Origin of the sequence: Hydrogenophaga aromaticivorans, from assembly GCF_013387465.1 — a bacterium.
GTDB lineage: Bacteria > Pseudomonadota > Gammaproteobacteria > Burkholderiales > Burkholderiaceae_C > Hydrogenophaga > Hydrogenophaga aromaticivorans.
The window spans coordinates 423,416-448,561 of record NZ_VYGV01000007.1 but is presented as its reverse complement, the minus strand read 5'-3'; the positions used below and the strand labels follow the sequence as shown (position 1 = coordinate 448,561).

At 63.8% G+C, this 25,146-nt stretch carries 25 protein-coding genes and 1 tRNA gene; 2 read left to right on the top strand and 24 right to left on the bottom strand.

The annotated features are described in order from the left end of the window. Positions 1–9 precede the first annotated feature (9 nt). The 3 genes from F3K02_RS11945 to F3K02_RS11935 form a co-directional block, all read right to left on the bottom strand. Complete coding sequence (locus F3K02_RS11945; protein ID WP_177135820.1) at positions 10–867, bottom strand: ABC transporter permease subunit; 858 nt, start codon at positions 865–867, stop codon at positions 10–12. Continuing rightward, positions 864–1,892 (bottom strand): ABC transporter permease subunit, encoded by a 1,029-nt coding sequence (locus F3K02_RS11940; RefSeq protein ID WP_177135819.1) that lies wholly within the window; start codon positions 1,890–1,892, stop codon positions 864–866. The genes F3K02_RS11945 and F3K02_RS11940 overlap by 4 nt, the downstream gene beginning before the upstream one ends. Before the next feature lie 262 nt (positions 1,893–2,154). After that, complete coding sequence (locus tag F3K02_RS11935; RefSeq protein WP_177135818.1) at positions 2,155–3,747, bottom strand: ABC transporter substrate-binding protein; 1,593 nt, start codon at positions 3,745–3,747, stop codon at positions 2,155–2,157. Positions 3,748–3,943: 196 nt separating this feature from the next. Here F3K02_RS11935 and F3K02_RS11930 point away from each other — a divergent pair, with 196 nt between their 5' ends. Both F3K02_RS11930 and F3K02_RS11925 read left to right on the top strand, forming a co-directional pair. Further along, positions 3,944–4,921, top strand: coding sequence for a dipeptidase (locus F3K02_RS11930; RefSeq protein ID WP_177135817.1), 978 nt, complete (start codon positions 3,944–3,946; stop codon positions 4,919–4,921). Positions 4,922–5,066: 145 nt separating this feature from the next. Further along, positions 5,067–6,395 (top strand): Glu/Leu/Phe/Val family dehydrogenase, encoded by a 1,329-nt coding sequence (locus F3K02_RS11925; RefSeq protein WP_177135816.1) that lies wholly within the window; start codon positions 5,067–5,069, stop codon positions 6,393–6,395. A 244-nt stretch (positions 6,396–6,639) separates the two neighbouring features. Here the strand turns inward: F3K02_RS11925 and F3K02_RS11920 are convergent, their stop codons facing one another. The 21 genes from F3K02_RS11920 to F3K02_RS11820 all read right to left on the bottom strand — a co-directional run bounded on the left by F3K02_RS11920 (position 6,640) and on the right by F3K02_RS11820 (position 25,134). Continuing rightward, a complete protein-coding gene (locus tag F3K02_RS11920) occupies positions 6,640–7,110 on the bottom strand; it encodes a DUF1178 family protein (RefSeq protein ID WP_177135815.1) in 471 nt (156 codons plus the stop codon). Positions 7,111–7,118: 8 nt separating this feature from the next. Continuing rightward, on the bottom strand, positions 7,119–7,730 hold the full coding sequence (locus tag F3K02_RS11915; RefSeq protein WP_177135814.1) for an NUDIX domain-containing protein: 612 nt from the start codon (positions 7,728–7,730) through the stop codon (positions 7,119–7,121). An 11-nt stretch (positions 7,731–7,741) separates the two neighbouring features. Next, positions 7,742–8,044: a DUF2818 family protein gene (locus F3K02_RS11910; protein ID WP_177135813.1), complete on the bottom strand. Its 303-nt coding sequence runs from the start codon at positions 8,042–8,044 to the stop codon at positions 7,742–7,744. 63 nt (positions 8,045–8,107) lie between these two features. Continuing rightward, complete coding sequence (gene nuoN, locus F3K02_RS11905) at positions 8,108–9,607, bottom strand: NADH-quinone oxidoreductase subunit NuoN (RefSeq protein ID WP_177135812.1); 1,500 nt, start codon at positions 9,605–9,607, stop codon at positions 8,108–8,110. A 35-nt stretch (positions 9,608–9,642) separates the two neighbouring features. After that, positions 9,643–11,118: an NADH-quinone oxidoreductase subunit M gene (locus tag F3K02_RS11900; protein ID WP_177135811.1), complete on the bottom strand. Its 1,476-nt coding sequence runs from the start codon at positions 11,116–11,118 to the stop codon at positions 9,643–9,645. Between the two features lie 13 nt (positions 11,119–11,131). Next, positions 11,132–13,177 carry an NADH-quinone oxidoreductase subunit L gene (nuoL, locus tag F3K02_RS11895; RefSeq protein WP_177135810.1) on the bottom strand — a complete coding sequence of 682 codons (2,046 nt, stop codon included), beginning with the start codon at positions 13,175–13,177 and terminating at the stop codon, positions 11,132–11,134. Between the two features lie 25 nt (positions 13,178–13,202). Further along, on the bottom strand, positions 13,203–13,511 hold the full coding sequence (gene nuoK / locus F3K02_RS11890) for an NADH-quinone oxidoreductase subunit NuoK (RefSeq protein ID WP_177135809.1): 309 nt from the start codon (positions 13,509–13,511) through the stop codon (positions 13,203–13,205). Beyond that, positions 13,508–14,146, bottom strand: coding sequence for an NADH-quinone oxidoreductase subunit J (locus F3K02_RS11885; protein ID WP_177135808.1), 639 nt, complete (start codon positions 14,144–14,146; stop codon positions 13,508–13,510). Before F3K02_RS11885 ends, nuoK begins: the two co-directional genes overlap by 4 nt. Positions 14,147–14,167: 21 nt before the next feature. After that, positions 14,168–14,704 carry an NADH-quinone oxidoreductase subunit NuoI gene (nuoI, locus tag F3K02_RS11880; protein ID WP_177135807.1) on the bottom strand — a complete coding sequence of 179 codons (537 nt, stop codon included), beginning with the start codon at positions 14,702–14,704 and terminating at the stop codon, positions 14,168–14,170. Between the two features lie 15 nt (positions 14,705–14,719). Further along, positions 14,720–15,802 carry an NADH-quinone oxidoreductase subunit NuoH gene (nuoH, locus tag F3K02_RS11875; RefSeq protein WP_177135806.1) on the bottom strand — a complete coding sequence of 361 codons (1,083 nt, stop codon included), beginning with the start codon at positions 15,800–15,802 and terminating at the stop codon, positions 14,720–14,722. Further along, positions 15,799–17,922, bottom strand: a complete 2,124-nt coding sequence (nuoG, locus tag F3K02_RS11870; RefSeq protein ID WP_177135805.1) for an NADH-quinone oxidoreductase subunit NuoG — start codon at positions 17,920–17,922, stop codon at positions 15,799–15,801. The genes nuoH and nuoG overlap by 4 nt, the downstream gene beginning before the upstream one ends. 16 nt (positions 17,923–17,938) lie before the next feature. Then, positions 17,939–19,300: an NADH-quinone oxidoreductase subunit NuoF gene (gene nuoF / locus F3K02_RS11865; RefSeq protein ID WP_177135804.1), complete on the bottom strand. Its 1,362-nt coding sequence runs from the start codon at positions 19,298–19,300 to the stop codon at positions 17,939–17,941. Beyond that, positions 19,297–19,833: an NADH-quinone oxidoreductase subunit NuoE family protein gene (locus F3K02_RS11860; RefSeq protein WP_246309384.1), complete on the bottom strand. Its 537-nt coding sequence runs from the start codon at positions 19,831–19,833 to the stop codon at positions 19,297–19,299. The genes nuoF and F3K02_RS11860 overlap by 4 nt, the downstream gene beginning before the upstream one ends. Then, positions 19,830–21,083: an NADH-quinone oxidoreductase subunit D gene (locus F3K02_RS11855; RefSeq protein WP_177135803.1), complete on the bottom strand. Its 1,254-nt coding sequence runs from the start codon at positions 21,081–21,083 to the stop codon at positions 19,830–19,832. The genes F3K02_RS11860 and F3K02_RS11855 overlap by 4 nt, the downstream gene beginning before the upstream one ends. Before the next feature lies 1 nt (position 21,084). Then, positions 21,085–21,705 (bottom strand): NADH-quinone oxidoreductase subunit C, encoded by a 621-nt coding sequence (locus tag F3K02_RS11850; protein ID WP_177135802.1) that lies wholly within the window; start codon positions 21,703–21,705, stop codon positions 21,085–21,087. A gap of 41 nt (positions 21,706–21,746) precedes the next feature. Beyond that, positions 21,747–22,226, bottom strand: a complete 480-nt coding sequence (locus tag F3K02_RS11845; protein WP_068175390.1) for a NuoB/complex I 20 kDa subunit family protein — start codon at positions 22,224–22,226, stop codon at positions 21,747–21,749. A 49-nt stretch (positions 22,227–22,275) separates the two neighbouring features. Beyond that, the gene (locus F3K02_RS11840; protein ID WP_177135801.1) at positions 22,276–22,635 is read right to left on the bottom strand and encodes an NADH-quinone oxidoreductase subunit A; all 360 of its coding nucleotides are present in this window, start codon (positions 22,633–22,635) and stop codon (positions 22,276–22,278) included. A 49-nt stretch (positions 22,636–22,684) separates the two neighbouring features. Next, positions 22,685–22,769: transfer RNA gene (locus tag F3K02_RS11835), tRNA-Leu, on the bottom strand. Between the two features lie 182 nt (positions 22,770–22,951). Further along, the gene (gene secG, locus F3K02_RS11830) at positions 22,952–23,344 is read right to left on the bottom strand and encodes a preprotein translocase subunit SecG (protein WP_177135800.1); all 393 of its coding nucleotides are present in this window, start codon (positions 23,342–23,344) and stop codon (positions 22,952–22,954) included. A 36-nt stretch (positions 23,345–23,380) separates the two neighbouring features. Continuing rightward, the gene (tpiA, locus tag F3K02_RS11825; protein WP_246309382.1) at positions 23,381–24,127 is read right to left on the bottom strand and encodes a triose-phosphate isomerase; all 747 of its coding nucleotides are present in this window, start codon (positions 24,125–24,127) and stop codon (positions 23,381–23,383) included. A 17-nt stretch (positions 24,128–24,144) separates the two neighbouring features. Then, positions 24,145–25,134, bottom strand: coding sequence for an NAD(P)H-quinone oxidoreductase (locus tag F3K02_RS11820; protein ID WP_177135798.1), 990 nt, complete (start codon positions 25,132–25,134; stop codon positions 24,145–24,147). Between the last annotated feature and the right edge of the window lie 12 nt (positions 25,135–25,146).

Sequence of the window (25,146 nt, the reverse complement as noted above, 5' to 3'; positions counted from 1 at the left end):
GGGGGGATTTCATGATGCGGATTTGAGTTTGGGATCGAGCGCATCGCGCAAGCCGTCGCCCACCAGATTGATCGCCAGCACCGACCACAGGATGGTCAGGCCCGGCAGCGTCACCACCCACCAGGCGCGCTCGATGTAGTCGCGCGCCGAGGCGAGCATGGTGCCCCACTCGGGCAGCGGCGGCTGCACGCCCAGCCCCAGGAAGCCCAGCGCCGCGATCTCCAGGATGGCCGCAGAAAAGCTCATGGTGGCGTGCACGATCAGCGGCGCCGTGCAGTTGGGCAACACGGTCACGAACATGAGCCGCAGCGTGCGCGCGCCCGACAGGCGCGCGGCGGTCACGTAGTCGCGCTGCAGCTCGCCGATGGCCGAGGCGCGCACCAGCCGCACGTAGGCCGGCAGCGACACCAGCGCGATGGCGATCATGGCGTTGAGCAGGCCCGGGCCCAGGATGGCCATGATGGCCACCGCCATCAGCAGCGAGGGCAAGGCCATCACGATGTCCATGGCACGCATGATCGCGGCGTCCACCCACTTGCCGGCGAACGCGGCCACCAGCCCCAGGATCACGCCCGGGATCAGCGCCAGCACCACCGACACCAGGCCCACCAGCAAGGACAGCCTCGCGCCATGGATCAGGCGCGAGAGCAGGTCGCGGCCGAGCTCATCCGTCCCCAGCAGGAACTGGCTGGTGCCACCGGCCCACACCGGGCCTTGCAGGAAATGCTCGCGGTATTGTTCGATCGGGTCGTGCGGCGCGACCCAGGGCGCGAAGATCGCCAGCAGGCCCACGATGGTCATGAACACCAGGCCCGCCACGGCGCCTTTGTTTTGCGAGAAGGCTCGCCAGAATTCCTTGAAGTTCATGACTGCACCCGGATGCGAGGATTGGCCACACCGTAGAGCAGGTCCACGATGAAGTTGGTGACGACGACGAGCGTGGCCACGAGCAGGATGCCGTTCTGCACCACGGGGTAGTCGCGCCGGCCGATGGCGTCGATCAGCCACTTGCCGATGCCCGGCCAGGAGAAGATGGTTTCGGTCAGCACCGCGCCGCCCATCAGCGTGCCCACCTGCAGCCCTACCACGGTGAGCACCGGGATGAGCGCGTTGCGCAGCGTGTGCACGAAGATCACGCGCATGGGCGAAAGGCCCTTCGCGCGCGCCGTGCGCACGTAGTCTTCGCGCAGCACTTCCAGCATGCTGGACCGCGTCATGCGCGCGATCACCGCCAGCGGAATCGTGCCGAGCACGATGGCCGGCAGGATCAGGTGGCGCACCGCGTCCCACAGCGCGCCGCTGTTCAGCTCGGGATCGGCACGCTCGGCCAGCCAGGCGTCGATCAGCATGAAGCCTGTCTGCGGCGGCACGTCGAACATCAGGTCGAGCCGGCCGGACACCGGCGTCCAGCCCAGCCCCACCGAGAAGATCAGGATCAGCAGCAGGCCCCACCAGAAGATGGGCATGGAATAACCGGTGAGTGCGGCCGTCATCACCGTGTGGTCCAGCCAGCTGCCTCGCTTGACGGCGGCGAGCACACCCGCGATCAGGCCCAGCACCAGGGCCAGCAGCAGCGCGCACAGCGCCAGCTCCAGTGTGGCCGGGAACAAGGCCTTGAATTCGCTCCACACAGGGGACTGTGTCTTGAGCGATTGCCCCAGGTCACCCTGCACCAGTTGACCCAGGTAACGGCCGTACTGCACGTACAGCGGCTGGTCCAGACCGAGGCGTTTGAGGGCGGCGGCGTGCAGCTCCGGGTCGAGCGTGCGCTCGCCCACCATCACTTCGACCGGGTCGCCGGGGATCAGCCGGATCAGGGAAAAAGTCAGCAGCGTGACGCCCAGGATCGTGGGGATCAGCACCAGCAACTTCTTGAGGAGGTATCTCAGCATGAGGGAGCACCCCTTGTTGTTTTCAACATGCGTAAAAAAGAGCAGACGTCAAGAACTTGACGCCTGCAAATTGACCGGTGTGGCCGATCCAAGAATGCGAGCGGCCCTGCATCGCCAAGCCGCTCGCATTGCCCTCAGGCGCAGCAGGCTACACGCAGTGAGCCTGCTGCCGGACCACCCAGAACGCGGCGGAACCGGCTCCGCCGGGCCGCTCGCGTTGCCCCCCCCCGGGGGGGTGACGCCGCAGGCGGCGCGGGGGGGATCACTTCACACTGACACCCTCGAAGTTGTAGTCGCCAAACGGGCTGATCTTGAAGCCGTTGAGCTCCTTGCGCATGGGCTGGTTCACCGTGGAGTGGGCGATGGTGGACCACGGCATGTCCTTCTTGAACACCTCCTGGGCCTTCATGTACAGCTCGGTGCGCTCCTTCTGGTTCACGCTGTTGCGCGCCTTGAGCACGTAGCCGTCGAACTCCTTGCTGCAGTAGCGCGCGTAGTTGGAGCCGCCGATGGCTTCGCAGGTGAGCAGCACGCCGAGGAAGTTGTCAGGGCTGGCGTAGTCGCCGGTCCAGCCGATCAGGCCGGTGTCGTGCTCGCCTTGCTTCAGGCGCTTGAGGTACTCACCCCACTCGTACTGCGTGATCTTGGCCTTGATGCCCACCTTGGCCCAGTCGGCCTGGATCATCTCGGCCATCAACTTGGCGTTGGGGTTGTAGGGGCGCTGCACCGGCATGGCCCACAAGGTGATTTCGGTGCCCTCGGCCACGCCAGCTTTCTTCAGCAGCTCCTTGGCCTTTTCAGGATTGAAGGCGGCGTTCTTCAGCTTGGCGTTGTAGGACCACAGCGAGGCCGGGAACGGATTGGAAGCCTCTTGGCCCTGCCCCTGGTACACCGCGTCGATGATGGCCTTGCGGTTGATCGCCATGTCCAGCGCCTGGCGCACTTCCACCTTGTTCAGCGGCGCCTTTTCGGTGTTGTAGCTCAGGTAGCCGATGTTGAAGCCCGGTGCCGTGTCCATCTTCAGCTTGGGATCGGCCTTCATGGCCGCAATGTCCTGCGGTTTCGGGTAGGACATGATGTGGCACTCACCGGCCTTGAGCTTCTGGAAGCGCACCGAGGCGTCGGTGGTGATGGCGAAGATCAGGTTGTCCACCAGCACGTCCTTGGCGTTCCAGTAGTCCTTGTGCTTGACGTAGCGGATCTGCGCGTCCTTCTCGTAGCGGCGCAGTGCGAAGGGGCCGGTGCCGATGGGCTGCTGGTTGAGCATGCTGGCCTTGCCTTCGGCCACCAGTTTGTCGGTGTATTCCTTCGACAGGATCGAGGCAAACGGCATGGCGATCTTGACCAGCAAGTCGGGGTCGGGCTTCTTGAGCTTGATCACCACCGTCAGGTCGTCGGTCTTGGTCACCGACTCGGTGTTGCTCTCCAGGCCCACGTCGGAAGCGTAGGGGAACTGGGCCGGATACGCCTTGTTGAACGGATGGTCCTTGTTGACCATGCGCTCGATGGTGAAGATCACGTCATCGGCGGTCATGTCACGGCCCGGCTTGAAATAGTCGGTGGTGTGGAACTTGACGCCCTTGCGCAGCTTGAAGGTATAGGTCAGCCCGTCGGCGGAAATGGTCCAGGATTGCGCCAGGCTGGGCTCAACATCGGTGCCGCCCTTCTTGAACTGCGTCAGGCGGTTGAACATGGCGTGACCGGCGGCGTCGAAGGTGTTGCCGCCCGTGTATTGCGCGGTATCAAAACCCTCCGGACTGCCTTCGGAACAGTAAATCAGCGTGCCGGCAGCCTGCGAGGCCATGGCCACCGCAGACAGGCCCAAAGCCAGGGTCAGTTTCTTCAGTTCAAACATCGGTCATCCTTCGTTGTTGCGGGGACAGCGGTATGCGCCCCTTGTTAAGGAAAAATTCATTATCGGCACAAAACGTCACGGTGCTGTCACTTGCGGTGGTGCCACCCGTTCAAAAAGCGAAAGCTCCACTTGTCACCCGTCAAACCTCGCAAAATCGATGCCGTCGCACGACCCACCCACCCAAGGAAGAAAACCCATGATCCGCTGGGAAGCCCACAGCTGCCTGCCCCTGCACCCCGATGCCAGCTTTGAACCCCTGGAGCGCTACCGCGCCGCGGGCGTGCACCACGTCTGCATCAACGTGGGCATGGACATGAACCCGCTGAGCCAGATCCTGCCGGTGCTCGCCGCTTTCCGTGCGCGGCTTCGGGCCGAACCCGCGCGCTATCTGATCCCGTGCACTGTGGCCGACATCGAACACGCGCGCAACACGGGGAAACTCGCGGTGGGTTTTGACCTGGAGGGCGCCCTGCCCCTGCTGGAACGCCCCGAGATGGTGGCGCTGTACCGCGACCTCGGCGTGCGGCAGATCCACTTCGCCTACAACCGCAACAACAGCGTGGCCGGCGGCTGCCACGACGAACCCCAGGGCCTGACCGCACTCGGGCGCCAGATGGTGCAGGCCGTGAACGGTGCGGGCGTGCTGATGGACTGCGCCCACACCGAGCGGCGCACCACCTTGGACATCATGGCCCACTCGCGCCACCCGGTGGTGTTCAGCCACGCCAACCCGCTGGCGCTGGCCGACCACGGCCGCAACATCACCGACGAACAGATCCGCGCCTGCGCGGCCACCGGTGGCGTGGTCTGCATCTCCGGCGTGTCGAAGTTTCTGGGCTGCGATGCACCCCAGGCGAGCGACCTGGCACGCCACGTGGCCTACGTGGCCAACCTGGTGGGCGCGCAGCACGTGGGCCTGGGCCTGGACATCGGTTTTTCCCAAGCCGGGCTGAACGACGATCCGCCCGGGGCTTTCGATCCGGGCTTCTGGTGGCCCGCGCAGGCGGGCTACGGGAGAGGCATCAGCCAGATGCGCTACGCGCCCATCGAGACCTGGCAAACCCTGCCCGACGCCCTGCGGGCGGTGGGCATGGGTCCACAGGAAGTGAATGGTGTGCTGGGTGACAACATGGTGCGCGTGGCGCGCCAGGTCTGGGGCGCGGAGGCCGACTGAGCACGCCACCCCGCCAGGAAGGTTATGCATCCGTCGCATAAAGGCATGGCAACACAGCCTTGGACAGTCGCCACCGTGCTCCGTACAGTCGCACCGGTTGACCCACCGTTCCGGGTCAGCCCATTCCCCCAGGAGACAACGCACCATGTCACAAGCACCACACCCCGCCGGCGCCGCGGCCAACAGCCCAGCCGCCTTCACCAGCGCCCTGCCCTCGTACCTCGACCCCAACAACCTCGGTCCCTGGGGCATCTACCTGCAGCAGGTGGACCGCGTGGCGCCCTACCTGGGCAACCTGGCCCGCTGGGTGGACACGCTCAAGCGCCCCAAGCGCACGCTGATCGTGGACGTGCCGATCCACCTGGACGACGGCTCGATTGCGCACTTCGAGGGCTACCGCGTGCAGCACAACACCTCGCGCGGCCCGGGCAAGGGCGGCGTGCGTTTCCACCAGAATGTGACGCTGTCCGAAGTGATGGCGCTGTCGGCCTGGATGTCGATCAAGAACGCGGCGGTCAACGTGCCCTACGGTGGAGCCAAGGGTGGCATCCGCGTCGATCCGCGCCAGCTGTCGATCGGTGAGCTGGAGCGCATCACGCGCCGCTACACCAGCGAGATCGGCATCATCATCGGCCCGACCAAAGACATCCCCGCGCCCGACGTGAACACCAACGAACAGGTGATGGCCTGGATGATGGACACGTATTCGATGAACGAAGGCTCCACCGCCACCGGCGTGGTCACCGGCAAGCCGGTGGACCTGGGTGGCTCGCTCGGTCGCCGCGAAGCCACGGGCCGCGGTGTGTTCACGGTCGGCGTCGAAGCGGCCAAACACACGGGCATGGACATCAGCAAGGCGCGCGTGGCCGTGCAGGGCTTCGGCAACGTGGGCGGCGTGGCCGGCAAGCTGTTTGCCGAAGCCGGCGCCAAGGTGGTGGCGGTGCAGGACCACGGCGGCACGATCTACCGCGAAGCGGGCCTGGACGTGCCGTCCCTGCTGGCGCACGTGTCGCGCGTGGGTTCCGTGGCGGGATTCCCGCAGGCCGAGGTGATCGCCAACGACGCCTTCTGGGATGTGCCCTGTGACATCCTGATTCCGGCCGCGCTGGAGCAGCAGATCACCGAAGCCAACGCCGGCCGCATCCAGGCGAAGATGGTGATCGAAGGCGCCAACGGTCCAACCACGCCACAGGCCGACGACATCCTGCACGAGCGCGGCATCCTGGTGTTGCCCGACGTGATCGCCAACGCCGGCGGCGTGACGGTGAGCTACTTCGAATGGGTGCAGGACTTCTCCAGCTTCTTCTGGAGCGAGGACGAGATCAACGAGCGCCTGGTGAAGATCATGAAGGGCGCGTTCGCCGCAGTCTGGCATGTGGCCGAAGAAAACAAGGTCAGCCTGCGCACCGCCACCTTCATCGTGGCCTGCAAGCGCATCCTGCACGCACGCGACCTGCGCGGACTGTATCCGTGATCACCCCTGCGCCGCCTGCGGCGTCACCCCCTCCAGGGGGCGATGCGAGTGGCCCGGCATAGCCGGTTCCACCGCATCCTTGCCGAAGGCGCGAACGCCGGAGGCGCATAGGAACAGGCGAGGGGAAGTTCAACCCAGGGCACCGCAGAACCGGCTTTGCCGGGCCGCCAGTGCCGCCCCCCCTGGGGGTGACGCCGCAGGCGGCGCAGGGGTGGGCACAGTGCTGCGGCGCAGGGGGAGCCAACTATTGCAAGGTTTCCTTGAGCGCCGGCAGCGACGGGAGTGGCATCACCTCGATGCCCTCTTCGATCAGCTCCAGCGCCACTTCGGGGCTGGTGCGGCCGCGGATGTTGCGCTGGTCCATCTCGCCGTGGTGCATGGCACGCGCCTGATCGGCAAAGCGCTCACCCACGTCTTCCGAGTTCACCAGCAACTGGCGCATGGCCCTCAACAACTGGGCCTGCAGCTCCGAACCGGGCGCTGTATGACCGAGTTCAACGCCCTGACCGGGCTCGACCGGCAGGGCCTTGGTCTTGTCTTCGCGGCCGGCCCGCAGGTTCAGCCGCGGCGCAGACAGCATTTTCTGGATCTGCGTATCGCCGCACAGCGGACAACCCACCTGGCCACGCGCGAGCTGGTTGGTGAAGTCGTCTTCGGAACCGAACCAGCCTTCAAATTCGTGCTGGTGGGCGCATTGCAGGTTAAGGACCTTCATACCTTGGATTATCTGGCAATGTCCGCGGGCATGTGGCCCGACCAGTCGAGCGCCCATTCACCGCGCAGGACGTTCTGCAACCAGAGCATGCCAACCAGGGTCTTGCAGTCGAGCACCTCGCCACCGCGGCACCAGGCCTGCAGCTCGGCGGGTGTGGCGGTGAACACGTCGAGAAATTCGCCTTCGTCCAGATGACGCTCGCCCAGGGTGAGCCCGCGTGCAAACCAGATGTCGATGATCTCGTCCGAATAGGCGATGGTGGGCGCCAGCCGGCCGGCAAAGGCCCACTCCCGGGCGCTGTAACCCGTTTCTTCGCGCAGCTCGCGCTGTGCGCAAGCCAGGCTGTTTTCACCCGCATCGAGCTTGCCGGCAGGGAATTCGATCACCACGGTCCGCATCGGATGGCGGAACTGGCGCTCCAGCACCACCCGGCCGTCGTCCAGCAAGCCAATGACCATGACGGCCCCGGGGTGCAACACGTACTCCCGCGTGGCTTCATGACCGGAAGGCAGGCGCACGGTGTCGCGCACCACGTGCAGGAAATGCCCTTTGAGCAGCTCGGTGCGAGAAACCGGCGTCTCGCGCAGGTGGACATCCGCGGTGGGCATCTGAGCCGGCATGACGGGCACCGTCAGCCTCGCCTGTGGTACAGGTAGCGGTACACAAAGCCTGGAAAGGCCAGCGTGAGGAACAGCGCCGCGGTCGTTGCGTAGAACTCCCAGCCCTGCGGGTAGATCTGTCCGGCGGACTGTTCCAGCGCCAGTCCCAGCGCCCCGACCAGCAGGTAACACACCACCAGCTCACCCACGCGCATCCCCAGGGTCTTGGGCCGTTTGCGCGGAATCACGGCGAACCAGCGGTCGTTGAGAAACGGCAGGTTGGCCCCCACGAGGGCGGCCAGCAAAACCAGCCAGACAGACATTGAATGGGTCATATGGAGCAGTAAGACCCGATGGGGACCGGCCGGTTCAACGAACCGGCACCCGGCATCAGGATTTCAGGCCAGCAAGGCGGCGATGGCCTGGGCACACAAGGTCATGAGGCCACCGGGCACGATGCCCAGCACCAGCACCAGCGCACCGTTGAGGGACAGCACCGAACGGGCGTCCGCACCGGCCACAATGTCAGCGGTCTGCGTGGGTGCATCGAAGTACATCACCTTGACCAGGCGCAGGTAGTAGAAGGCACCCACCAGCGACATCATCACCGCGAACACGGCCAGACCGATATAGAGCGGATGGGACGAGGCCAGCAAGGCCTGCAGCACCGAGAGTTTGGCGTAGAAGCCCACCAGCGGCGGCACGCCGGCCAGCGAAAACATGCAGATCGCCATGACACCGGCGTACAGCGGGCTGCGCTGGTTCAAGCCAGCCAGGTCGGTGATGTTTTCCGATTCGAAACCGTTGCGCGAGAGCAGCAGGATGACGCCGAAGGTGCCGAGCGTGGTCAGCACGTAGGTGATGACGTAGAACATGGACGAGCTGTAGGCGTTGGCCATGTTGCCGCTGTCACCCGCCACCACACCGGCGAGCAGGCCCAACAGCATGAAGCCCATCTGCGAGATGGTGGAAAACGCCAGCATGCGCTTGAGGTTGGTCTGGGCAATGGCGGCGAGGTTGCCCACCAGCAGCGAGACCACCGACAGCACCGCCAGCATCTGTTGCCAGTCCACCGCCAGCGGCAGCAGGCCCTCGACCAGCAGACGGATCACGATGGCAAACGCCGCCAGCTTGGGCGCGCCACCGATCATCAGCGTGATGGCCGTCGGAGCGCCGTGGTAGACGTCGGGCACCCACATGTGGAACGGTACGACGCCGAGCTTGAACGCGAGACCGGCCACCACGAACACGAGACCCAGCACCAGCACCTGGGCCGAACCCTTGAGCGTGGCTTCTCCACCGGCGATGGCCTTGAGCACTTCGGCCAGGTCGAGCGAACCGGTGGCGCCGTAGACCATGGACATGCCGTAGAGCAGGAAACCGCTGGCCAGCGCGCCGAGCACGAAGTACTTCATGGCGGCTTCGATGGCCTGCGGGTCGTCCCGGCGCAAGGCCACCAGCGCGTAGCTGGAGAGCGTGAGCAGTTCCAGGCCCAGGTAGATGACCAGGAAGTTGTGCCCCGAAATCATGACGAACATGCCGAGCAGTGCGTAGAGCGCCAGGGAGAACATTTCTCCGCCGCGGGCCAGCATGTCGCGGTCACCAGCGTAGCGGCGGCCATAGACCAGCGTGGCGAACATGGCCAGCGCCGCAAAGCACTTGAGCCATTGCCCCATCGGGTCGCTCACCACCATGTTGTTGAAACTCCGCAGTGTTTCGCCGCTGGCCGCACTCGCGCCCAGCAGGTAGGCGACCACTGCGAGGGTCAATAGCGAGAGCACATAGGTGGTATCGCGCAAGCGTGACTTGACACCCACGTCCACCAGCGAGATCACGGCGGACATGACTAGCAGAAAGATTTCCGGGTAGGCCACCACCCAGCTGATTGGCTCATTCATGAGAAGACTCGCATTGTTGTAGGGGGCGGCAGAGGTCAGTTCAGCTTGGAGATGGCCACGTGGCGCAACAATTCAGCCACCGAGGCGTCCATCACGTCGGTGAAGGGCTTGGGATGCACACCCATGTAGAGCACGGCGATGCCGAGCACGGCCATGACGAGGAACTCACGCGAACCAATGTCGGTCAGCGCCTTGACGTGGTGGTTGCCGGGCGTGCCCAGGTAGACGCGCTTGAACATCCACAGCGAATAGGCGGCACCGAAGATCAGGGCGGTAGCGGCAGCAGCGCCGATCCAGAAGTTGGCCTTGACGGCGGCGAGGATGACCATCCACTCACCCACAAAACCCGCGGTCCCCGGGAGGCCGCAGTTGGCCATGGTGAACAGCAGCGCGAACGCGGCGAAATTGGGCATGGTGTTGACCACGCCGCCATAGGCGGAAATTTCACGCGAGTGCACCCGGTCGTAGAGCACGCCGATGGACAGGAACATGGCGGCTGAGACGAAACCGTGGGCGATCATCTGCACGATGCCACCGGCCACGCCCATGTCGCTGAAGAGGAAGAACCCCAACGTCACGAAGCCCATGTGGGCCACCGACGAATAGGCCACCAGCTTCTTCATGTCCCGCTGGACCATGGCCACCAGACCCACGTAGACCACGGCCACCAGGGACAGCGTGATCATGAGCCAGGCCCATTCGTGCGAAGCGTCGGGCAGGATCGGCAGCGAGAAGCGCAGGAAACCGTAGGCACCCAGTTTCAGCATGATGGCGGCCAGCACGGCCGAGCCACCGGTGGGCGCTTCCACGTGCACGTCGGGCAACCAGGTGTGCACCGGCCACATCGGCACCTTCACCGCGAAGGCGGCGAAGAAGGCGAAGAACAGCAGCGTCTGTGCCGTGACGCCGAGCGGCAGCTTGTGCCAGGTGGCCAGATCAAAACTGCCACCCGACTGGGTGTACAGGTAGATCAGGGCCACCAGCATGAGCAGCGAACCCAGGAGGGTGTAGAGGAAGAACTTGAACGCGGCGTAGATCTTGTTCGGGCCGCCCCAGATACCGATGATCAGGTACATCGGGATCAGCGTGGCTTCGAAGAAGACGTAGAACAGCATCGCGTCCAGCGCAGCAAAAACGCCAATCATCAGACCCGAAAGGATCAGGAAGGCGCCCATGTACTGGTTGACACGGCTGGTGATCGATTCCCAGCTGGCAATCACCACCACGACGGTGATGAAGGCGGTCAGCAGCACCAGCCAGAGCGAGATGCCGTCCACACCGAGGTGGTAGTTGACGTTGAATCGTTCGATCCAGACACCCTGTTCCACGAACTGCATCGCAGCCGTGCCGAGTTCGAACCCGGTGTACAGAGGCACGGTCACGGCCAGTGACACCAGCGCACCAACCAAGGCCATCCAGCGCACGGCGTTCGCGTGTTCGTCCCGGCCCAAGGCCAGCAGCACGACGCCAAAAAGAATCGGCGTCCAGATCGCAAGGCTCAGCAAACCCATCTTGTTCTTCCTCTTATTTCGCGAGCCAGACGAAGTACGTCATGAACAGCAGGATGCCCACGATCATCATCAGCGCATAGTGGTACAGGTAACCGGTCTGCATGCGGCGCACCACGGCAGACACGCCACCGACCAGCTTCCAGCTGGCGTTGACCACGCCGGTTTCGATCACGCCCTGGTCGCCGCCCTTCCACAGTCCGATGCCCAACATGCGCGCGCCCCGGGCAAGCACGTTTTCGTTGAACCAGTCCATGTAGTACTTGTTCTCCAGGAGGGTGACGATCGGCTTGAAGGTGCGACCAATGGCAGTCGGCAACGCCGGATTGACCATGTACATGTACCAGGCGGTCACAGCACCACCCAGCGCCAGGTAGAACGGCGCGGTGGAGAAGGCGTGCAACGCCATGGCCAGCGGGCCGTGGAACTCTTCGGCGAACTTCTCCATCGCCGGATGCAGTTCGAGGTTGATGTGGATCGCGTCCTTGAGGAACTCGCCAAACAGCATCGGCTGGATCGTCATGAAACCGATCACCACCGACGGGATCGCCAGCAGCAGCAGCGGCACGGTCACCACCCAGGGGGTTTCGTGTGGCTTGTGTGCTTCGTGGTGACCGTGGTCATCGTGATGGCCGTGGGCGTCCGCATGGTGGTCGTCGTGGTGGGCATCCGGGTTCTGGTCGTAACGCTCCTGGCCATGGAACACCAGGAAGTAGAGCCGGAACGAATAGAACGCCGTGACAAAGACGCCAGCCAGCACCGCGAAATAGGCGAAACCCGAAGCCGGCAGGTTGCTGAAATGCACCGCCTCGATGATGCTGTCCTTGGAGTAGAAACCGGCGAACAGCGGTGTGCCGATCAGCGCCAGCGTGCCCAGCAGCGAGGTGATCCAGGTAATGGGCATGTACTTGCGCACACCGCCCATCCAGCGGATGTCCTGGTTGTGGTGCATGCCGATGATCACGGAGCCGGCCGCAAGGAACAGCAGGGCCTTGAAGAAGGCGTGCGTCATCAGGTGGAACACCGCGACGCCGTAAGCCGAAGCGCCCAGCGCCACCGTCATGTAGCCGAGCTGGGACAGCGTGGAATAGGCCACCACGCGCTTGATGTCGTTCTGGATGATGCCCAAGAAGCCCATGAACAGGGCCGTGATGGCACCGATCACCATGATGAAGTTGAGCGCTGTGTCCGACAGTTCAAACAGCGGCGACATGCGCGCGACCATGAAAATGCCCGCCGTCACCATGGTGGCGGCGTGGATCAGCGCGGAGATCGGGGTCGGGCCTTCCATGGAGTCGGGCAGCCACACGTGCAGCGGGAACTGGGCCGACTTGCCCATGGCGCCGATGAACAGGCAGATGCAGATCACGGTGATCAGCAGCCAGTCGGTGCCGGGGAAGCCCAGCGCGCCGAGCTCGGGCGCCTTGGCGAATACCTCGGAGTAGTTCAGCGTGCCGGTGTAGGCCACGATCAGGCCGATGCCCAGGATGAAGCCGAAGTCGCCCACGCGGTTGACCAGGAAGGCCTTCATGTTGGCGAAGATCGCCGTGGGCTTGTTGAACCAGAACCCGATCAGCAGGTAGGACACCAGGCCCACCGCTTCCCAGCCGAAGAACAGCTGCAGCAGGTTGTTGCTCATCACCAGCATGAGCATGGAGAACGTGAACAGCGAGATGTAGGCGAAGAAGCGGTTGTAGCCGGCGTCTTCTTCCATGTAGCCGATGGTGTAGATGTGCACCATCAGCGAGACGAAGGTGACCACGCACATCATCATGGCGGTCAGGCCATCGACCATGAAGCCGATTTCCATCTTCATGCCGCCGATCACCATCCATTCGTAGATGGTTTCATTGAATCGGGCGCCGTCCACGGCCACGCTTTTGAGCGTCATGGCCGAAAGGATGAAGGCGATCAGCACGCCCAGGATGGTCAGTGTGTGCGAGGTGCGGCGCCCGATGACGTTGCCGCCAAAGGTGGTGCCCAGGATGCCGGCCAGCGCCGCGCCCACCAGGGGCGCCAGCGGAACCGCCAGGAGTGTGCTTGCAGAAAGGGTGGTGCTCATTTTTTTGCCTGTTCTTTCCCTGTCTTCACCCCTTGAGGGTGTTGAGTTCTTCGACGCCGATGGACGACTTGGCCCGGAACAGCAACACCAGAATGGCCAGACCGATGGCCGACTCGGCCGCCGCCACCGTCAGGATGAAGAACACGAACACCTGCCCATGCATGTCCCCCAGGAAATGGGAGAACGCCACAAAGTTCATGTTGACCGCCAGCAGCATGAGCTCGATGGCCATCAGCAGCACGATCAGGTTCTTGCGGTTGAGGAAGATGCCGATGACCGACAGGGCAAACAGGATCGCCCCCACGGATAGGAAATGTCCCAGTGTGAGGCTCATGCCTGGCCCTCCTCGTTGCTCAATGCCACCGGAGCGGCCTTCTGTGTGGCGGTCATGGGCAACACAACCAGGCGATCGCTGGCGCGCACCTTGACCTGCAGGCCCGGATCGATGGCTTTGCTGTCCTTGCGCTGGCGCAGCGTGAGCGCGATCGCGGCGAACATGGCCACCAGCAGGATCACGGCAGCCACTTCGATGGGGTACAGGTACTCGGTGTACAGCAGCTTGCCCAGCTCTTTGGTGTTCGAGTAGTTGGCCGGAACGGCAGCGATACCCTCTCCCGTGACCGTCGGGAAACCGACCCACAACACCGCAATGATCTCGACCGCCACCAAGGCGCCCAGTGCCGCAGCCAGCGGGAAGTTCTGCCAGAAGCCCCAGCGGTCATCGTCGAGCTTGATGTCGAGCATCATCACCACGAACAGGAACAGCACCATCACCGCGCCCAGGTACACCAGCACCAGGGTCAGTCCCAGGAACTCCGCCTTGAGCAACAGCCACAGGGCAGCCGCCTGGGAGAAGGACAGCATCAGGTACAACACCGCGTGCACGGGGTTGTGCGCGGTCACCACGCGGTAGGCGGCGAACAGCAGCACCGCAGCGAACAGGTAGAAAAAGCCGGTCTGGTAATCCATGGTTCTTGTCTTTCGCCAGCTTCAGCGGTACTTCGCGTCGGCCGCCTTGGCCGCTGCGATCTCGGGTTCGTAGCGGTCACCCACCGCCAGCAGCATGTCTTTGGTGAAGTAGAGGTCGCCGCGCTTCTCGCCGTGGTATTCGAGGATGTGGGTTTCGACGATCGCGTCCACCGGGCAGGCCTCTTCACAGAAGCCGCAGAAGATGCATTTGGTCAGGTCGATGTCGTAGCGGGTGGTGCGGCGCGTGCCGTCGGAGGCGCGCTCACCGGCTTCGATGGTGATGGCCAGGGCCGGACACACGGCCTCGCACAGCTTGCAGGCAATGCAACGCTCTTCACCGTTTTCATACCGGCGTTGGGCGTGCAGACCGCGGAAACGCGGAGACAACGGCGTCTTCTCTTCCGGGAACTGCACCGTCACCTTGCGACGGAAGGCGTAACGACCGGTCAGGGCCAGTCCTTTGACCAGCTCGACCAGCAGGAAGCTCTTGAAAAAGTCGCCGATGGAAAACGGCGCGACGACCGAAGGCGATGCGGAAGGGGATACGGTGGTGGACATGGTCGTTCGCCCTGCTTATTTCCAGATGTTCCACGAGGTCTGCATCAGACCGCCGACGAGCAGCAGCCAGACCAATGTCACAGGAATGAAAATCTTCCAGCCCAGACGCATGATCTGGTCGTAGCGGAAGCGCGGGAAGGTGGCGCGAATCCAGATGAACATGGACACCACGACAAAGGTCTTGATGCCCAGCCAGATCCAGCCGGGAATCCAGTTGAAGAGCGCGCTGTCGATCGGGGGCAACCAGCCGCCCAGGAACATCAGGACCGCCAGGATAGACACCAGCCACATGCTGGCGTATTCAGCCAGGAAGAAGATCGCGAAGCCCATGCCCGAGTACTCGACCATGTGACCGGCCACGATCTCGGCCTCGCCTTCCACCACGTCAAACGGGTGGCGGTTGGTTTCGGCCACGCCGGAAATCAGGTAGACCATGAAAATGGGGAACAGGGGCAGCCAGTTCCAGGACAGGAAGCTCAGACCCATGTCCGCGCCCATGCCACGCGCCTGCGAAGCCACGATTTCACCCAGGTGCAGGCTGCCAGCGGTCATGACGACCACCAGGAAACAGAAGCCGATGGCGATCTCGTAGCTCACCATCTGGGCCGAGGCACGCAGCGCACCCAGGAAGGCGTACTTCGAGTTGGAGGCCCAGCCCGCGATGATCACGCCATAGACCTCGATCGAGGTGATCGCCAGGATCACCAGCAGGCCCGCGTTCACGTTGGCGATCACGGCCTCAGGGCCGAAAGGAACGACCACCCACGCGGCCAGGGCCGGCATGATGGCCATGATGGGGCCCAGGCGGAACAGGCCCGGCGCCGCGGCGCTGGGGCTGATGATTTCTTTGGTCAGCAGCTTGATGGCATCGGCAATCGGCTGCAACAAGCCAAACGGACCCACACGGTTCGGACCCAGGCGCACCTGCATGAAGCCCAGCAGCTTGCGCTCCCACAGCGTGAGGTAGGCCACCGCGCCCATCAGGGGCGCCAGCACGGCCACGATCTTGACCATGCCCCAGATCACCGGCCAAGCGGCCGTGGTCCACCAGGGAGCCGCGATCAGGCCCAAGCCACCGTTGTACATCGCGTCGATCATGCGTGTGCTCCTTCTGCTGCGCGGGCATCGGCCGTGAGCTGCAGCGAGCTGGCGCGCCGCACCAGCGAATCCAGTTGGTAGATGGACGCCACGCAGGGCTGGCTGGCGGCAGGATTCATGTCGATGAAAGCCGCTCCGGCGTTGGACAGGCGCGAAGCCTCCACCACGCTGCCAGCCGTCAGGCCCGGCAAAGCGGCGGCAAGCACGGCCTGCGACGAGTCGGCATCAAAACCAGGCAGGCCGAGCAGGTTGCCCAGCACGCGCAACACCTTCCAGGCCGGACGGGTATCGCCCAGTGGGCGCACCACGGCGTGGAAACTCTGCAGCCGGCCTTCGGCGTTGACAAAAGATCCGGAGGTCTCGGTGAACGGGGCGATGGGCAGCAGCACGTCGCTGATGTCCAGGTTGGCCTTGAACGGGCTGAGCGTGACCACCATGCCGGCGTTGGCCAGACCCTGAGTCCCCACCGCACTGTCAAAGGCCGGCTCGTTGTTCAGCAGCAGCGCCGCCTTGAGCCCGCCACCGAGCATCTGACCGGCGTTCAAGCCGCCCTGCCCCGGCAGGGCGTTCACCAGCTGGGCGCCCACGGTGTTCGCGGCTTCGCTGAGGTAACCCACCACAGCGCCGGTCTGCTGGGCGATCCAGTTGGCCAGCGACAGCAGGCTGGAGGCCTGGACATGGTGCGCGGCCGCGTTGCCCAGCAGGATGGCCTTGTGTTCACCACCGAGCAGCGACTTGGCGATGGCGCGAGCCGCATCGTTCACCTCGGCGGCCACCGGTGCCAGCACGCCCGTTTCGGCGCCCACGGCGTTGGCGATGCCGGCGAGGGCCGACACCCAGTTCGCACTGTCGGCCAGCACGGTGTTCTTCACCGGCATGGCCCAGTCCTGCGACTGGGCGTTGAGCGCGCTCACCTGACCGCCCTTGCGAGCCGCCTGGCGGATGCGCTGGGCAAACAGCGGATGGTCCTTGCGCAGATTCGATCCGACCACCAGCACGCGCTGCAGACCCGACAGGGCTGCGATCGGCATGCCCAGCCAGCGGGCCGCGTTGGGCGATGCCGCGTTGAAGAAGTCGGCATGGCGCAGACGCGTATCAATGTTCTCGCTGCCGAGGCCGCGCACCAGCGCACCGGCCAGGGCCAGCTCTTCCACTGTGCTGTGCGGGCTGGCCAGCACACCGATGGCGCCAGCGCCGTGGTCCGCCTTGACCTGCTTCAGGCCATTGGCCACGTATTCCAGCGCGGTCTGCCAGTCGACCGTTTTCCACTCGCCGCCCTGCTTGAGCATGGGCGCGGTGAGGCGGTCTTCGCTGTTGACGGCTTCGTAGCTGAAGCGGTCGCGGTCGGCAATCCAGCACTCGTTGACGGCATCGTTTTCCAGCGGCACCACGCGCATGACCCTGTGGTTCTTCACCTGAACGATCAGGTTGGCACCGGTGGAGTCGTGCGGGCTCACGCTCTTGCGACGCGAGAGTTCCCAGGTGCGGGCGCTGTAACGGAACGGCTTGCTCGTGAGCGCGCCGACCGGGCAGATGTCGATCATGTTGCCCGACAGCTCGGAATCCACCGACTGCCCGACAAAGGTTTCGATTTCGGCGTGTTCACCGCGGTGCGACATGCCCAGCTCCATCACGCCGGCCACTTCCTGGCCAAAGCGCACGCAGCGGGTGCAGTGGATGCAACGGCTCATTTCCTCCATGGAAATCAGCGGACCGACGTCCTTGTGGAACACCACGCGCTTCTCTTCTTCGTAGCGCGAGGCACCGCCGCCGTAGCCCACGGCCAGATCCTGCAACTGGCATTCACCGCCCTGGTCACAAATGGGGCAATCCAGCGGGTGGTTGATGAGCAGGAACTCCATCACCGACTGCTGGGCCTTGATGGCCTTGTCGGACTTGGTGCGCACGATCATGCCCATGGTCACCGGCGTGGCGCAGGCGGGCATGGGCTTGGGGGCCTTTTCCACTTCCACCAGGCACATGCGGCAACTCGCCGCGATGGACAGCTTCTTGTGATAACAGAAATGGGGAATGTAGGTGCCCGCCTTTTCGGCCGCATGCATGATCATGCTGCCCGGTGGCACTTCGACCTTCTGGCCGTCGAGTTCGATTTCAACCATAGTTTCTCGTCTCGTTTCAGGCGGTGGCGTCGGCCTTGATCATGGCCGCGAACTCGGGCCGGAAATGCTTGAGCATGGCGCGCACCGGCATCGCCGCCGCATCGCCCAGGGCGCAGATGGTGCGGCCCATGATGTTTTCAGCCACGTTGTCCAGCAGCGCCATGTCGGAAGCCTTGGCTTCGCCGCGCTGAATCTTGTCCACCAGACGCCAGAGCCAGCCCGTGCCTTCGCGACAGGGCGTGCACTGCCCGCAGGACTCGTGCATGTAGAAGTACGACAGGCGCTTGAGCGACTCGACCATGCAGCGCGAATCGTCCATCACGATCACGGCACCCGAACCCAGCATCGAGCCGGCCTTGGCGATGGAGTCGTAGTCCATGGTGCAGTCCATGATGATGGACGCGGGCAACACGGGGGACGACGATCCGCCAGGGATCACGGCCTTGAGCTGACGGCCCGTGCGCACACCGCCGGCGAGCTCCAGCAGCTTGGCGAACGGCGTGCCCATCGGCACTTCGTAATTGCCCGGCAGGTTGACGTCGCCACTGACCGAGAAGATCTTGGTGCCGCCGTTGTTGGGCTTTCCGCATTCGAGGTAGGCCGAACCACCGTTGCGGATGATCCAGGGCACCGCTGCGAAGGTCTCGGTGTTGTTGATCGTGGTCGGCTTGCCGTACAGGCCGAAGCTGGCCGGGAACGGTGGCTTGAATCGAGGCTGGCCCTTCTTGCCTTCCAGCGATTCGAGCAGTGCGGTTTCTTCGCCGCAAATGTAGGCACCGAAGCCGTGGAAAGCGTGCAGCTGGAAGCTGAAGCTGCTGCCCATGATGCCGTTGCCGAGGTACCCCGCGGCACGCGCCTCTTCCAGGGCAGCTTCGAAGCGCTCGTAGACCTCGAAAATCTCGCCGTGGATGTAGTTGTAGCCGACGTTGATGCCCATGGCATACGCCGCGATCGCCATGCCTTCGATGACGATGTGCGGGTTGAACATCAGGATGTCGCGGTCCTTGCAGGTGCCCGGCTCACCTTCGTCCGAGTTGCACACCAGGTATTTCTGACCCGGGAACTGGCGCGGCATGAAGCTCCACTTCAAGCCACTCGGGAAGCCCGCGCCGCCACGCCCGCGCAGCGCGGATTCCTTGACGGTCGCGATCACCTGGTCCTGCGACATGCCGGCCAAGCCGGTTTCGGGATTCGGTGCCGAACCATCCTGACCCAGGATCTTGCGCAGGGCCTGGTAGCCACCGCGCGCTTCGTAGTCCTTGAGCGACCAGTTGCTGCCGTTCAGGTCCTTGTAGATCTGCGGTTCGATGTGACGACCATGGAAGCAGGTCTGCACGCCGGTGGCGCTGAACTGGGAAATCACCTGTTCTGCGTTCATGCTTTGCCCTCTGCGGCCTTCAGGCCGTCGACCAGCTGATCGAGCTTCTCATTGCTCATGAAGCTGCACATGTGGCGGTCATTGACCAGCATCACCGGTGAATCGGCACACGCGCCCAGACACTCGCTCTGCTGCAGGGTGAAGAGGCCATCGGCCGTCGTTCCACCCATCTGCACGCCGAGCTTGTGTTCCAGATGCGCCAGCGCCTTGCCGCCATCGCGCAACAGGCACGGCAGGTTGGTGCAGACGTTGAGCTTGAACTTGCCCACCGGCTGCTGGTTGTACATGTTGTAGAAGGTCGTGACCTCGTGCACGGCCATGACCGGCATGCCGAGGTAGTCGGCAATCGCCTTCTCGGCTTCGAGGGCGACATAACCCTGCTCTTGCTGCACGATGGACAGACAGGCCATCACGGCCGACTGCGCCTGCTCGGGCGGGAACTTGGCCACTTCGCGGGCGAAACGCGCCAGCGTGGCTTCGGACAGCTTCATCGCCTGGACGGCGCCGCCGGGGGTCTTGTGCTCAGAGATCATCGGTCAATCTCTCCAAAAACGATGTCCATGGTGCCGATGATGGCGACGGCGTCGGCCAGCATGTGGCCACTCGCCATTTCGTCCAGGGTGGACAGGTGGGCGAAGCCGGGCGCGCGGATTTTCAGACGATAGGGCTTGTTGGCGCCGTCGCTCACGAGGTAGATACCGAACTCGCCCTTGGGGTGCTCGACAGCCGCATAGGCCTCACCTTCGGGAACGTGGAAACCTTCGGTGAAAAGCTTGAAGTGGTGGATCAGCTCTTCCATGCTCGACTTCATCGCTTCGCGAGAAGGCGGCGCCACCTTGTGGTTGTCGGTGATGACTGGGCCGGGGTTGACGCGCAGCCAGTCCACGCACTGCTTGATGATGCGGTTGGACTGCTTCATCTCTTCCATGCGGACGAGGTAGCGGTCGTAGGTATCGCCGGTCTTGCCGACCGGGATGTCGAAGTCCATGCGGTCGTACACGTCGTACGGCTGCTTCTTGCGCAGGTCCCAGGCGATGCCCGAACCGCGCAACATGGGGCCGGTCATGCCGAGGTTGAGCGCACGCTCGGGTGTCACCACACCGATGCCGACCGTGCGCTGTTTCCAGATGCGGTTGTCGGTCAGCAGCGTGTGGTATTCGGCCAGGTAGGTCGGGAAACGCTGGGTGAAGTCGTCGATGAAGTCGAGCAAGGAACCCTGGCGGTTCGTGTTGAGCTCGGCCATCGCCTTGGCGTTGCGGATCTTGCTGTGCCGGTACTGCGGCATGGTGTCTGGCAGGTCGCGGTAGACACCCCCCGGGCGGAAGTAGGCGGCGTGCATGCGCGCACCCGAGACCGCTTCGTACATGTCGAACAGGTCTTCGCGCTCGCGGAACGCGTAGATCAGGATGGTTGAGCTGCCGCAATCGTTGCCGTGCGAGCCGAGCCACATCAGGTGGTTGAGCAGGCGGGTGATCTCGCTGAACATCACGCGGATGTACTGCGCACGGATCGGAACCTCGATACCCAGCAGCTTCTCGATGGCCAGGCAGTAGGCGTGCTCGTTGCACATCATCGACACGTAGTCCAGCCGGTCCATGTAGGGGAGCGACTGGATATAGGTCTTGTGCTCGGCCAGCTTTTCGGTGGCGCGGTGCAGCAGGCCGATGTGTGGATCGGCGCGCTGCACGACTTCGCCGTCGAGCTCCAGCACGAGGCGCAACACGCCGTGTGCGGCCGGGTGCTGCGGCCCGAGGTTCAGGGTGTAGTTCTTGATTTCGGCCATTTCAGTGCAGGCCTCCGTAGTTGTCTTCGCGAATCACGCGCGGTGTGACTTCACGCGGTTCAATGGTGACCGGCTCGTAGACCACCCGCGCGCGCTCGGCGTCGTAACGCATCTCCACGTGCCCCGAGAGCGGGAAGTCCTTGCGAAACGGGTGCCCGATGAAACCGTAGTCGGTCAGGATGCGGCGCAGGTCGTTGTGGCCTTCGAACACGATGCCGTAAAGGTCAAATGCCTCGCGTTCGTACCAGTTCGCCGACGCCCAGAGCGTGCTCACGGAATCGATGACCGGGAAGTCGTCTTCCGGGCAGAACACCCGCACCCGCACCCGCTGGTTCAGGCTGACCGACAGCAGGTGCACCACCGCAGCAAAACGCGGACCCTCCCAACGACCGTCGCCGTAGGTCTGGTAGTCCATGCCACACAGATCGATCATTTGCTCAAATCGCGCTTCGGGCGCGTCCCGCAAGGTCTGCATCACCGCGAGATAGTCGGGCGCAGCCACCACCAGAGTGAGCTCTTCACGCTCAACATCAAGGGATATCACGCGCTCACCCAGCAAGGCAGCAAGGGTGTTTTTCAGCGCTTGGGGATTGGAGGCGTAAAGGTTGGCGGTTTCGCTCATGGACCGTCTTTCTGACAGAAGCCTGTGGGCCGGTGCGGCGCTCAGGCGCGCGCGATGGTGTTGGTGCGACGGATCTTCTGCTGCAACTGGATGATCCCGTACAGCAAGGCCTCGGCAGTCGGCGGGCAGCCGGGCACGTACACGTCAACCGGCACGATGCGATCACAACCACGCACCACCGAATAGCTGTAGTGGTAATAACCGCCGCCATTGGCACAGGAGCCCATGGACAGCACCCAACGCGGCTCAGCCATCTGGTCGTAGACCTTGCGCAGTGCGGGCGCCATCTTGTTGCAGAGCGTGCCGGCCACGATCATCAGATCGGACTGGCGCGGACTGGCGCGGAACACCTCGGCGCCAAAACGGCCCAGGTCGTAGCGCGCAGTGGCCGCGTGCATCATTTCAACGGCGCAACAAGCCAGACCAAAGGTCATGGGCCATAGCGATCCCGTCTTGGCCCAGTTCACCACCGAGTCGTAGCTCGTGGTCACGAAACCTTCTTTGAAAACGCCTTCGATCATCTTGCGCTCCGGTGCGTCGGTGTCTTGTCAGTGGTGCGAGGGATGTGTGTCATTCCCAGTCCAGCGCGCCTTTTTTCCACGCGTAGACAAAGCCCACGAGCAGATCCACCAGGAAGATGACGCCGACCCAGAACCCAGTGGAACCAATGTCGGTGAGGGCCACAGCCCAGGGGATGAGAAACGCGATTTCGAGATCAAACAGAATGAAGAGGATGGCCACCAGGTAGTAGCGCACATCGAACTTCATGCGGGCATCTTCGAAAGCTTCGAAGCCGCATTCGTAAGGCGAATTTTTCTCTGCGTCTGGACGGTTGGGGCCGAGGATGTAGCCCAGAACCTGCGGGATGATCCCGACGGCAATACCCACCAAAATGAACAAGAGCACGGGAAGGTATTGTTCGAGACTCATCTTGGGTAAGTTCCGCTGACATGGCTCACGGGCCATGTTGTCCAAAGATTGGTGCCGACGGCGAGACTCGAACTCGCACAGCTTTCGCCACTACCCCCTCAAGATAGCGTGTCTACCAATTTCACCACGTCGGCTGGGTCTGCATTGTCTGGCTCACGAGGGACCGTGTGAGCCTTGCTGACAACCCATAGAGTTTACCCTGAAACCCCCCTGTTTTTCGGAGGGTGTATCGGATTTTCAAAAGGAAAGGGTTGGATTGCTGCAGCGCAAAAACACAGGCGCGGTGCGGCTTCCCGGCCTGTTGTACTCCCCCCGGTTATTTTCCAGGGATCTGTGCAGCACCAGTCGCCGGGACTGCGGCGGGCGCAGCCGCTGCGGGCGCTTCGGTGCCCGCGGGAATCTGCTGTGCAGCGGGCTGCTGCGCGGGAACGGCGCTCTCGAGCACACTGCCCGAAGGCGCCGCGGTGCGCAGGTTGCCAAAATACGCCAGACCCAGCGTGCAGACCAGGAACACCCCGGCCAGCACAGCCGTTGTGCGCGACAGGAAGTTCGCACCACCCGACGCACCAAACAGACTGGCCGAGCCAGCGCCACCACCGAAGGCAGCGCCCGCATCGGCACCCTTGCCGTGCTGCATCAGGATCAGGCCGATCATGCCGATGGCAGCCAGGATCTGCACCGCCTGAAGAATGGTCAACAAAACGTTCATGTTTTTCTCCGAAAGGGAAAGGATCGTGGGCGACGCTCAGCGAGCCGATGCCACGATTTGAAGGAAGTCGGCCGCCTTGAGCGATGCACCGCCGATCAGGCCGCCGTCGATATCGGGTTGCGCCAGCAGACTGGCGGCGTTGGCCGCGTTCATGCTGCCGCCGTAGAGGATGTGCACCCGCTTGGGGTGGGTGGTAGCTGCTGCAAGCTGGGCACGCAGCACCGCATGCACCGCTTGCGCCATCTCGGGCGTTGCGGTCTTGCCGGTGCCAATGGCCCAGACGGGTTCATAAGCAACAACGATCTCGGTGATGCAGTGCCCCACCGTGTGAATCGCCGCCGCGAGCTGGCGCTTGACCACGGCTTCGGTCTCACCGGCCTCGCGTTGCGCCAGGGTTTCGCCGACGCACACGATGGGGGTGACGCCGGCGGCCAATGCGCGCTGCGCCTTGGCCGCAACCACCTCGTCCGTCTCACCGTGGTACTGGCGGCGCTCCGAGTGACCGACGATGGCGTAGCGGCAACCGAATTCCTTCAGCATGGCCACGCTCACTTCGCCGGTGTAGGCGCCCTGCTCGTGCGCCGACACGTCCTGCGCACCCCAGGCAATGGGACTGCCCTGCAAAAGTGACTGCAATTGAGCCAGGTACGGGGCGGGTGCGCACAACGCCATGTCCGCTGCGGGTTCGGCGCCCTGCAGGCCTTCGAGCATGGCCTTGACCAGCGCTTCGTTGGCGGCCAGCGAGCCGTTCATTTTCCAGTTGCCTGCGATCAGTTTTTTCATCTTGGTCTCCGTGGGACTCATGCCCAGGTGAGGACAATTTTTCCGATGTGCTGGTTGGTTTCCATCAGGACGTGCGCCTGCGCAGCGTTCGAGGCTTCGAACACGCTGTGGATGACGGGCTTGACCCGACCTTGTTCCAGCAACGGCCACACCTTTTCGCGCAGCGAGGCGGCAATCGCCGCCTTGAAAGCCACCGGGCGCGGGCGCAGCGTGGAACCGGTGATGACCAGGCGGCGACGCAGCACCAGACCGGCATTGAACTCGGCCTTGACACCACCCTGCACCGCGATGATCACGAGCCGGCCGTCTTCGGCCAGGCACTCGACCTCGCGCGCCACGTAGCTGCCAGCGACCATGTCCAGAACAACGTCAACACCCTTCCCGTCCGTGAGCTCGCGCGCCACGGCCGAGAAGTCTTGCGTCTTGTAGTTGATGGCATGGTCGGCACCGAGCGCCAGGCAGGCGGCGCACTTCTCGTCGCTGCCGGCTGTGGCGATCACACGCGCACCCAGGGCTTTCGCCAGCTGGATCGCGGTCACACCAATGCCACTCGTGCCACCCTGGATCAACAGGGTTTCGCCCGGCTGCAAACGCGCCCGGTCAAACACATTGCTCCACACCGTGAAGAAGGTCTCGGGCAGCGAAGCCGCCTGAACGTCGTCAAAACCCGCCGGGACCGGCAGGCACTGACCGACGGGAGCCACACAGCATTCGGCGTATCCGCCGCCAGCGACCAGTGCACACACCCTGTCGCCAACCGCGAGGCCGGCTGCCGCCATCGCATCGGCATCACCCGACTCGATCACGCCCGCCACTTCCAGGCCGGGCAGGTCGGAAGCGCCAGGCGGTGGCGGGTAGGCACCGCTGCGTTGCAACACGTCGGGCCGGTTCACGCCCGAAGCACGCACGCGGATCAACACCTCGCCCGCACCCACGACCGGCATCGGACGCTGGGCCAGACGCAGAACCTCAGGTGCGCCAAAAGCGCTGATCTCAACCGCTTGCATGGCTCGGACCCC